This is a genomic window from Hymenobacter elongatus (assembly GCF_004745955.1).
GTDB classification, from domain to species: Bacteria; Bacteroidota; Bacteroidia; order Cytophagales; family Hymenobacteraceae; genus Hymenobacter; species Hymenobacter elongatus.
Window position 1 is genome coordinate 1 of sequence record NZ_SRLD01000073.1, and the last position, 9,556, is coordinate 9,556.

Consider the following 9,556-nt stretch of genomic DNA (forward strand, 5'->3'; position numbering starts at 1 on the left):
CCTTCGGGGTATGCACCGGCAGCAGCGGCCGCAGACGCTCCCACAAGGCATCGGAAATGATGAATTCTTGAGTCGTTGCCATACCCGAAAATAATGCCTATTTGGATAGGCTCTAAGTACTCAAGCAAAAGTAACCGTAGCAAAAAAGACGGTCATGCTTGATCTAGCGTCCGCTAGATCAAGCATGACGTTCTAAATTCAGTACGCTTACTTCCGCACGACTACTTAAAACGCCAACAGCGGCTGAGGCTCCAGGAGCTTCAGCAGCTGTTGGTATTTCAGGAGCTTGAGTGCGGAACTGCGTTTACAAGGCCCGGTTTGCGGTGACAGCAGAGGTTGGGCAGCTACTTTGCTCGCACCATGGGGCAGGATTCAGTAAGAAGCTGTTTTGAGTTAGCGCAGGAGCTGCCAAAACGATGTAGAGACGCATACTTGCGTCTCGTCGTTGAACAAAAACCGGCCTCGCGGCGCGAACGACGAGACGCAAGTATGCGTCTCTACACCGTTCTGGCACTAACTCAAACAGTCTCTAAGCCCCGATAGCTGTTCCTTTTGACGGGAAGTGCAATACCGCCGCCTACTCAACCAGCAGGCGGCCCATGCGCGGGGCCTGGCCGGGCACGGTGGTTTGCAATAGATAGATACCGGGGGCAATGCCACCAAGCGGGAACACCGGGCCGGCGCTGGTGCGCACGATGCGGCCCACGGCGTCGAACAGAAGTATCGTCGCCGTGGGTGCCAGGCCCGGTAGCGTCACGTAGTCGTGCGCGGGGTTCGGCACGGGCTGCAGGGCAGGGCCGCTCCGGCTGGCGCGCCGGGTAGCCAGCGGAGCGCCCCCGCCCAGCACAAAGGTGGGCGTGACAACAGATGCCAGCAGGTTGTTGCCCAATTGGCCAAAATTGTTCGCGCCCCAGCTCCAGAGGGTACCGTCGGTACGGATGGCGGCCGTGAAAATAGCACCGGCGTCCATGCTCTGCCAGGTAGTAGCCGTGCCAATCTGCCCCGGAGTAGTGCGGCTGATTAAGGTACCGTCGCCCAATTGGCCGGAGCTGTTGTCTCCCCAGGCCCAGAGTGTACCGTCCTGACGCTGGGCAGCGGAGAAGAACTGGCCGCCGGTCACGCTTCGCCAGGTAGTAGCCGTGCCAATCTGCCCCGGAGTAGTGCGGTTGGTGAAGGTACCATCGCCCAATTGGCCGGAATTGTTCAGGCCCCAGGCCCAGAGTGTACCGTCGGTGCGGATGGCCAGCGTGGAGCTAACCCCACCGCTCACGCTTTGCCAGGTAGTAGCGGTTCCAATCTGAACCGGGGCCGTGCGGTTGGATAAGGTACCGTCGCCCAATTGGCCGGAATTGTTCATGCCCCAGGCCCAGAGCGTGCCGTCGGTGCGGATGGCCGCGGTGGAGGTGAGCAGGCTGCCAGTGACGCTTCGCCAGGTAGTAGCGGTGCCAATCTGAACCGGGGCCGGGCGGTCGGTTAGGGTACCGTCGCCCAGCTGGCCTTGCTCGTTGCGCCCCCAGGCCCAGAGCGTGCCGTCGGTACGGATGGCCACCGTGAATTGGCCGCCAGCGTCCACAGTGCGCCAGGTAGTGGCCGCACCTACCTGCGTAGGCACGGCAGGCTGGGGGCTGCTGTTGCCCAATTGGCCGTAGTTGTTCAAGCCCCAGGCCCACAGGGTGCCATCGGTGCGAATGGCCACCGTGTGCTCCCCGCCTGCCGTCACGCTTTGCCAGTTGGTCGCGCTACCGATCTGAACCGGCGCGTTGCGCCGGGCGGTGGTACCGTCGCCGAGCTTGCCGCTGAAGTTGTCGCCCCAGGCCCAGAGCGTGCCGTCGGTGCGAATGGCCACCGTATGGGTACCACCTGTCGCCACGCTTCGCCAGGTGGTGGCCGTACCTACTTGTCCCGGAAGGGGATTAATTTCCGTTGGAATGCCCAGAACCCCAATCTGGCCGAGGCTGTTGCTGCCCCAGGCCCACAGCGTGCCGTCGGCGCGCAGGGCCACCGTGTGGCCTCCGCCCGCCGCTACGCTTTGCCACGTGGCAACCGTACCAATCTGGGCAGGAGTAGAGCGGTCGATGAGGGTGCCGTCGCCGAGCTGGCCGGAGGAGTTGCCGCCCCAGGTCCACAGCGTGCCGCCGGTGCGGATGGCGGCTGTATGCGTGCCACCGGCCGCTACACTTTGCCAGGTAGTGGCCGTGCCTACTTGCGCGGGGACACTGCGGGCAGTGGTAGTACCATCGCCGAGTTGGCCGAAGACGTTGTTGCCCCAGGTCCACAGGGTACCATCGGTGCGGATAGCGGCTGTATGCGTACTCCCGGCCGCTACACTTTGCCACGTGGTGGCAGTACCGATCTGGACCGGGGCACTGCGGGCGGTGGTGGTGCCGTCGCCCAGCTGGCCGGAGCCGTTGTTGCCCCAGGCCCACAGGGTGCCATCGGTGCGCAGGGCCACCGTGTGGCTGAGTGAGCTGGCGGCCACACTTCGCCAGGTAGTAGCGGTACCGATCCGGATAGGAGCGCTGCTGTTGATGGTAGTACCGTCGCCGAGCTGGCCAAAATTGTTGCGCCCCCAGGCCCAAAGCGTGCCGTCGGTGCGGACAGCCACTGTGTGGCTATTGCCTACCGCCACGCTTAGCCATCTGTCCGTGCCCAATTGGGCAGGCGTATTGCGGGCAGTGGTGGTGCCGTCGCCCATCTGGCCGGAGCCGTTGTTGCCCCAGACCCACAGGGTGCCGTCGGTGCGGATAGCGGCCGAATGGCTTACACTGGCGGCTACCATCTGCCAGGTATTAACCGCGCCCACCTGCACGGGGGTGGTGCGGCCGACAAAAGTCCCGTCGCCCAGCTGGCCCGAGAAGTTGTTACCCCAGCCCTTCAGGGTACCGTCGGGTTGGATAACTAGCGTGTGGCTGGTACCGGCGGCTATGCGCTGGGCGTTGGCCTGTAGCATGCCCAAGCCTAGCAGCAGGGCCATGAAGAAGGCAAAACGGCCGAAAACACTAGCGGCTACAATCGCCCGGAAAGTGGAGCAGGAAGGTAGGTATGGGTGTTGCATGAGCAAAGGACAAAAGGTGAATAATGACGGCCGTAAAGCCGTCGGAAAACCAAAACCACTGGTAGAAGAAGCCGATTCCAGGGAAACGGTAGATGCGTTGGGCCTTACCGGAGCGGCACTATGCAACCAAGGTGTTAGCGAAGCAATAGAAAGCCAATGTATACTTTTATTCTTTTTTTTGTATAATCTTAACAAGAAAAAATAGTGTATTTTTATCATCTACTGGCACGCTATAACCTACCAGCGGGTACAAGAGGATAGGAGAATTGTCCTGCGGTGTGCAGGCTCCGGGGCCGACCCGCGAAATGATTTCTGGTTTTAGAGTGATACTATGTCTTTTTGAATAATTTTAGCTTCCTCAACTCATTTTCCACTCATTTCAGCACTCCCCCATGAACAAACGTTTCCTAGGCTTCTTCCTGCTTGTTGGCCTGCTTATGGCAGCCTTCTCCAGCCACGCTGCTCCCAATCCTGATGCCGTACTCGGCGTCTGGAAAAACGGCGAGGGCACCGGCATGGTCCAGATTTACAAAAAGGCTGGCAAGTACTACGGCCGCATTGTGTGGCTGAAGGTGGCCAACAACCCCGACGGCACGCCCCGCACCGACGTCAACAACCCCGACGAGAGCAAGCGCAAGACGCCCCTGAAAGGGCTGGAAAACATGCGCAGCTTCACGCACGACGGCGAAAACAAGTGGGAAAACGGTAATATCTACGACCCCAAGAATGGCAGTGACTACAGCTGCGAAATGACCCTGACCGACTCCAACACCCTAGAAGTACGGGGCTTTATCGGCGTATCCCTCTTCGGACGGACCGACGTGTGGAAGCGGCAAGTGAAGAAGTAGTAGCCTTGCGCTACCGCCAGCTTATGCTCCTGCGCCACTGGGTAGCATAGGCTGGCACTTTTGGTTATTTCCACCTTCTTCCCTCCCGCATGCATCACCGCTACATCACGCTCCTGCCCCTGCTACTAGCCACAGCCCCCGTTCTGGCCCAGGGTACGGACACGACCACCACGGCCGCCCCACCGGCCATTGAGAACTTCGAAGAGTTTGGCGACGCCAGCGCCGCCGGCAGCACCTACAACACGCAAAAAGTGCTGTATCTGTCGCCTACCAAACTTATTTCGGTTGGCTACGAGGCCCAGCTACCCTACACCCTTTCGGGCACCGCCACGCCCAGCGGCGGCAGTGGCACGCCGCCAGCCAGCGTAGAAACGCGCATCAACTCGGCCCGCGGTCTGCGGCTGGCCTTCAATGCGCCCCTGATTTCGCGCAATAACTTCATTTTCAACCTCGGCCTGACCTACTGGAACACGGGGCTTGACGTGCAGAACCCCGAGCGCTCCGCCTACTTTGCCCGCCTGCAGGACGGCTTGCGCACCACGGGCATCAACGCCACCGTGTTCAAGCCCTTCGACAACACCCACTTCCTGCTGCTACAGGCCAACGCCGATGCCAGCGGCTCCTACCGGAGCCCCGGTGACGTGTCGGGCAAGCACATGACGTACAGTGGCACTGGCATCTTCGGCTGGAAGCCCAACGACAACCTGCAATGGGGGCTGGGCCTGAGCCGGACCTACCGCGCCGGGCAAGTGCTCTACATTCCGGTACTGCTCTACAACCGCACCTTTTCGCCGCAGTGGGGCTGCGAGGTGGTGTTTCCGGCCCGCGCCGAAATCCGGCGCAACTTCGGTACCCGGGCGTTGCTGAAATTCGGCTATGAGCTGGAAGGCAACGTCTATTACCTGGGCAAAATCGGGCCCGACGAGGTGTATCTGCGCCGGGGTGAGCTAAAGCCCCGCGTGACCTACGAGCGGCAGCTGGCCGGCTTCGTGTGGGTGTCGGCCCAGGCGGGGCTGCGCTATAACTACCGCAACGATGCGTTCCGCAACCAAAACCCCACCGGCGAGCGGGAGAGCCTGCTCGGCTCAGAACCCTCTTTGTACCAGAATACGCTAACCAATCCGCTGTATTTCAACCTCAGCCTGAATTTGGTAAGCCCATAGGGCTACCAGATGGTACTAGGGTGCGTGGCTAGGTGATTAAAATCAGCCCTGAACGCTTTTTGAACGTCATGTCTCCCGTTGGTCGACATGACGTTCTTTTTTCGGTCACTGTCCACACTGCCTGGGAGAAACCAAAAAGCGGCCGAAGCTCTCGTAGCTCCGGCCGCTTTGCGGTCTGGGTCTGCCGGGCGACTTTACGCGGCCAGGCTGGCGCGGTGCGTAGCCACGGTGGTCTTGTCGTCCTCCAGGGAGGTGCTGCGGCTCAACGTCTCCTTCAGCGCGCTTTGCCCCAGCACGGCTTTCACCCCGCCCCGCTTGCCCAGCATAGCGCCGATGTCGCCCCGGCGGTCGTCGGCCTTGCGGCGCTCATCGGTGGAGCGCTCGTGCTCCTTCGAGCCCTCGGCCAGGGTGGGCAGGTAGGTATCCAGGTTCGTGATGCGGTTGTTGAGGCCGATGAGCTCCGCGTTCAGCTCCGAGGCCCGCTCGGTGCTGATTTCATCCTGATAATCGAAATTCTGTTCGCGGTTGTCGAGCCGGCGCAGGCGCTTGTCCAGCTCGGTAGTCACGGCGTCGCACTGGGCGCGCGTGAGCAATAGGGTTACGTCAATGGCCATAATGAAAGGGGGTAAAGAATGAATGGTAAGTACCCCCAAGCAACGCGCCTCACTACCTTGTATTATATACATACGATATAATATTTATCTACAACCCACCTCCCGCGTGTAGAGACGCGACCCTTCGCGTCTCCCCGTTGAACGACCATCGGCGAACGTCAATCGTTGAACGACCATCGGCGAACGTCACTCGTTGAGCGACAATCGTTGCTACGGCGCGGACGAGGAGACGCGAACCGAAGGTCGGCAAAGCCAAGGGTCGCGTCTCTACACCCCTGGAGCCGGGGCGGGCGGCAAGGAAACCGGGGCGGCCAGCAGGCGGCGCAGCTCGGCCGCTTCTGCCAGGAGCAGCCGCTGCCGCAGCGCCAGGTGCGCCCGAGCCAGCGGACCGGGCCGCGGGGGCAAAGCGGCCGTAGCGGCTTCGAGGCGGGCCAGCCAGACCGCTTCGGCCACCGCCGCCGCACCCGAAACCGACGCAGCCGGTGGGGCCGCTAATGCCAGCCGCAACGCCGCCAGCCCCTGCCGCCGGCGCAGCACGGCCGCATCCTGCAAGGCCCACGTTTCGAGCTGGAAGCCCAGCCCGTGGGCCAGGTGCTCGCAGCGCCGCACCCGCCGCCGCAGTAGCACGGCTTCGCGGTCTTCGCGCCCGGTCTGGGCCGCCGGGGGTGGCACCACGGGCAGCGCCTCGGGCGCGGGCAGCCCCGGACCGGCCGGGGGCAGCACATCCACGAGCCGGGCCAGCCGGGCCTCAGCCTTGGGCGAGAAGTTTCGCCGCCCCGCTTCCACCGCTTCCACTTGGGCCTGACTAAGCCCCAGCCAACGGCCCAGCTCGGTCTGGGTAAGGGCAAAGTGCCGCCGCACATCGGCAGCGGTAGTCTCGGAGAAAGAGGTTGGGGTCTGCATAAGTAGGGTAGTTAAAAAAATAAAGTCAAGTACCCTACTCGTGTGTAAGGCACTTGACTTTATTTTTTTGAGTGCCTTACTTGGCTGGGGCTGCCTTCTGGTACAATCTCCGCTCCCGTGGATGGCTCTCGTGCCACCCTCCCGGCGTAGCCCAGCCGCCGTTGTGGCTCTAAGCCGCTTGGGGCTTCTTATGTGTGTTGAGCATTTCTTTAAGTACTGTTCAATGGTAACAATGTACGCCGGTAACGTCTGATAGCAGAGATACAGAAGTACTGCCCACAAATGGGGTTTCCCAAATAGAAATAAATCATTGTTCGTGATGTGCAATAACTATTTGGGGCTTAGGAAGCAAAAGTCAGAAAAGAGGGCGTAACTTCTTGTTATGCAATTAGGTAACCGCTATTATAAGTGCAGCAAAATTTCGGAGGTCAAATTCCGGTACTTACTGCGGCTCTTTGCCTTGGATTTGACGGCCTCGGACGCCGCCCGTCTTACCGGCTTGAGTGTGCGCGCGGTCAATGAGATCTACTTGCGCCTGCGCCACCGGCTGCTGGCCTGCAGCCCCGTGCCGGCCGAGTTGGAAGGGGCAGTCGAACTCGACGAGAGCTACTTCGGCCCGCGACGGGTGCGCGGCAAACGGGGCCGGGGCGCGGGGGGCAAAACCATTGTTTTTGGCCTGTTCAAACGCGGCGGGCAGGTGTACACGGAAATCGTCCCGGATTGCTCGAAAAAGACCCTGCAAGCCATCATTCGTGGCAAAATAGACGTCTCGGCCATGGTCAACACCGACGGCTGGCGCGGCTACGACGGGCTGGTGGACGTGGGCTTCGACCGCCATTTCCGCGTCCGCCACGGCCAGGATGAGTTCGTCCAGGGCGCCTCGCACATCAACGGCATCGAGTCCTTTTGGAGCTTCGCCAAAGCCCGGCTCCAGCAGTTTAAGGGCGTACCCAAACACACGTTTTTGCTGCACCTGAAAGAGTCCGAATTTCGCTTCAATCACCGCTACGAGGACTTCTATAAATTGCTCCTTAAATTACTTCGTCAACAGCCCCTCTAAGCCGGTTTGCTTCCTAAGCCCCACTATTTTTTAGTTACCCTTGTATAAGAACAATATTCAACACACACATAATCAACAAGCAATGACACAAATTATCAAATGCTTTATCGCTTCACCTAGTGACACTTCATCAGAAAGAGAAATTTGCGACAAAGTTTTTCAAAACATTAACAAGACTATCGGCGATTATCTTGATTTTAGAATAGAATCTTTAAAGTGGGAGAAAGACGTGAGACCAGGATTTAGCACCGATGGACAAGCAGTGATTAACGAACAAATTGGTGAAAATTTTCAAATGTTCATTGGAATTATGCACAAAAAATTTGGAACACCTACGAATCACGCTGACTCAGGTACTGAAGAAGAATTTAACAATGCTTACGAAAGATTTAAAACAAGAAAAGACATAGAAATAATGTTCTACTTTAATGATGAGGCTCCTTCTTCATTAAGCGGCATTGATTTATTACAACTAGATAAGGTTTTGAAATTCAAAAGAAAAATAGCCGAACTAGGAGGATTCTATTATCAATATAAGGGACATGAAGAGTTTGAAACAGCCTTGCGAAACCATCTAAATTTATATTTTTTTAAAATATTCGGATCTAAGAAAAAAGCTGAAATAGATGAGATAAATAACACAAAAAAGGCAATTAGTATAATTTTACAACAAAGATTCAATGATTCTCTTCGCGGATTTTCTAATCAACCTATAATATGGATTGATCCTATATTAAGCTCAACAAATGAAATATCAAGAAATGCAGACGATAATTATAATAATAGAGTCGAGCTCACTTCAATAATCACAGAGCCCACATCGATACTAATCAAAGCACCACAGCAATTCGGCTTAACGTCATTATCACACTATTTAATTAAAGAAGCATGGAATAATGACAGTTTCTGGGTCTATATAGACGCACAAAAATGTCAATCTCACTCGATTGATAAAAACGTCAGAAGAGAAGCAGAATCACTAAGCATTGATATTAGTCAAATCAAATGCATAATACTCGACGCGTGGAACGATCATGAAATAGATTCTTTTAAGAAATTAAAAAACTTATGCGATAATTACAATGAAATACCAATAATTGTTATGCAAACAATTGATGATTCAAAATTTTTGACCGAGACCAATAAATATAAAATAGATCGAAGTTTCACAATCCTTCATTTATTAGCTTTAACAAGAGCAAATATTAGAAAGGTGGTATCTGAGTATAATAAAGCTAAGGAAATAGGAGAAGAAAATATAATATTATCAAAAGTAATTTCTGATTTAGAAACTTTAAACATCCATCGCACACCATATAATTGTTTAACTCTGTTAAGAGTGGCAGAAAAGCATTTTGATGAAAGCCCATTAAACAGAACAAAGATGCTTGAAATGGTCCTCTTCATATTATTCGATATGGATGAGTTACCCAACTATAAAACAAAGCCAGATTTAAAAGACTGTGAATACATACTAGGTCGCTACTGTGAAAAGCTAATTAGAAATAATATATATGAATTTTCAAGAGAAAATTTTATCGACGAACTCAGGGAGTTTTGTAAAGAAAAATTAATTGACCTAGAACTAGATATAGTTTTTGATATACTAAACCAAAACAACATAATAGTAAGAAGAGATTTTGGTTTCGTATTCAGATCATCATATTGGGTATATTATTTTGCAGCTAAAAGAATGCATAGCAATCAGGAATTTGCTGATTATATTTTGTCATCAAAACGATATATTTCTTTTCCAGAAATTATTGAATTCTACACTGGTGCAGATAGGCAGGGTGCAACCCAAATTGTCGCTGCGTATTCGTAACTTAGGTCATGACTACAGCCCCCTCCACCGCCATGAGTAAGGCCGAATACCTAGCGTTGGCCGAGCAAAAATACACCGAGTTGCAGGC

Annotated in this window: 8 protein-coding genes; 5 read left to right on the forward strand and 3 right to left on the reverse strand. The window is 55.3% G+C overall.

The genetic code is table 11. From position 1 onward, the window contains the following. Nucleotides 1–577: 577 nt before the first annotated feature. A complete protein-coding gene (locus E5J99_RS20360; protein WP_167852265.1) occupies nucleotides 578–2,974 on the reverse strand; it encodes an RCC1 domain-containing protein in 2,397 nt (798 codons plus the stop codon). Here E5J99_RS20360 and E5J99_RS21505 point away from each other — a divergent pair. From E5J99_RS21505 to E5J99_RS20370, 3 genes are all read left to right on the forward strand, one after another. Continuing rightward, nucleotides 2,973–3,260, forward strand: a complete 288-nt coding sequence (locus E5J99_RS21505; RefSeq protein WP_167852266.1) for a hypothetical protein — start codon at nucleotides 2,973–2,975, stop codon at nucleotides 3,258–3,260. The genes E5J99_RS20360 and E5J99_RS21505 overlap by 2 nt on opposite strands. 187 nt (nucleotides 3,261–3,447) lie before the next feature. Further along, nucleotides 3,448–3,903, forward strand: a complete 456-nt coding sequence (locus tag E5J99_RS20365) for a DUF2147 domain-containing protein (protein WP_135499651.1) — start codon at nucleotides 3,448–3,450, stop codon at nucleotides 3,901–3,903. 89 nt (nucleotides 3,904–3,992) lie between these two features. Beyond that, a complete protein-coding gene (locus tag E5J99_RS20370; RefSeq protein ID WP_135499652.1) occupies nucleotides 3,993–5,066 on the forward strand; it encodes a DUF6268 family outer membrane beta-barrel protein in 1,074 nt (357 codons plus the stop codon). A gap of 194 nt (nucleotides 5,067–5,260) precedes the next feature. Here E5J99_RS20370 and E5J99_RS20375 read toward each other — a convergent pair whose 3' ends face one another. Further along, nucleotides 5,261–5,680 (reverse strand): hypothetical protein, encoded by a 420-nt coding sequence (locus E5J99_RS20375; RefSeq protein WP_135499653.1) that lies wholly within the window; start codon nucleotides 5,678–5,680, stop codon nucleotides 5,261–5,263. Nucleotides 5,681–5,947: 267 nt separating this feature from the next. Then, the gene (locus E5J99_RS20380; RefSeq protein ID WP_135499654.1) at nucleotides 5,948–6,583 is read right to left on the reverse strand and encodes a helix-turn-helix domain-containing protein; all 636 of its coding nucleotides are present in this window, start codon (nucleotides 6,581–6,583) and stop codon (nucleotides 5,948–5,950) included. Nucleotides 6,584–6,965: 382 nt separating this feature from the next. Here E5J99_RS20380 and E5J99_RS20385 point away from each other — a divergent pair, with 382 nt between their 5' ends. Then, nucleotides 6,966–7,643, forward strand: a complete 678-nt coding sequence (locus E5J99_RS20385; protein WP_135499655.1) for an IS1595 family transposase — start codon at nucleotides 6,966–6,968, stop codon at nucleotides 7,641–7,643. A gap of 82 nt (nucleotides 7,644–7,725) precedes the next feature. Further along, a complete protein-coding gene (locus tag E5J99_RS20390) occupies nucleotides 7,726–9,468 on the forward strand; it encodes an STAND family AAA ATPase (RefSeq protein ID WP_135499656.1) in 1,743 nt (580 codons plus the stop codon). Nucleotides 9,469–9,556: the final 88 nt, after the last annotated feature.

Excerpts from the sequence above, each read along its gene's own strand:
- E5J99_RS20380 (WP_135499654.1), bottom strand. The coding sequence starts at position 6,583 with ATGCAGACCCCAACCTCTTTCTCCGAGACTACCGCTGCCGATGTGCGG.
- E5J99_RS21505 (WP_167852266.1), top strand. The coding sequence starts at position 2,973 with ATGAAGAAGGCAAAACGGCCGAAAACACTAGCGGCTACAATCGCCCGG.
- E5J99_RS20375 (WP_135499653.1), bottom strand. The coding sequence starts at position 5,680 with ATGGCCATTGACGTAACCCTATTGCTCACGCGCGCCCAGTGCGACGCC.
- E5J99_RS20360 (WP_167852265.1), bottom strand. The coding sequence starts at position 2,974 with ATGGCCCTGCTGCTAGGCTTGGGCATGCTACAGGCCAACGCCCAGCGC.
- E5J99_RS20385 (WP_135499655.1), top strand. The coding sequence starts at position 6,966 with ATGCAATTAGGTAACCGCTATTATAAGTGCAGCAAAATTTCGGAGGTC.
- E5J99_RS20370 (WP_135499652.1), top strand. The coding sequence starts at position 3,993 with ATGCATCACCGCTACATCACGCTCCTGCCCCTGCTACTAGCCACAGCC.
- E5J99_RS20390 (WP_135499656.1), top strand. The coding sequence starts at position 7,726 with ATGACACAAATTATCAAATGCTTTATCGCTTCACCTAGTGACACTTCA.
- E5J99_RS20365 (WP_135499651.1), top strand. The coding sequence starts at position 3,448 with ATGAACAAACGTTTCCTAGGCTTCTTCCTGCTTGTTGGCCTGCTTATG.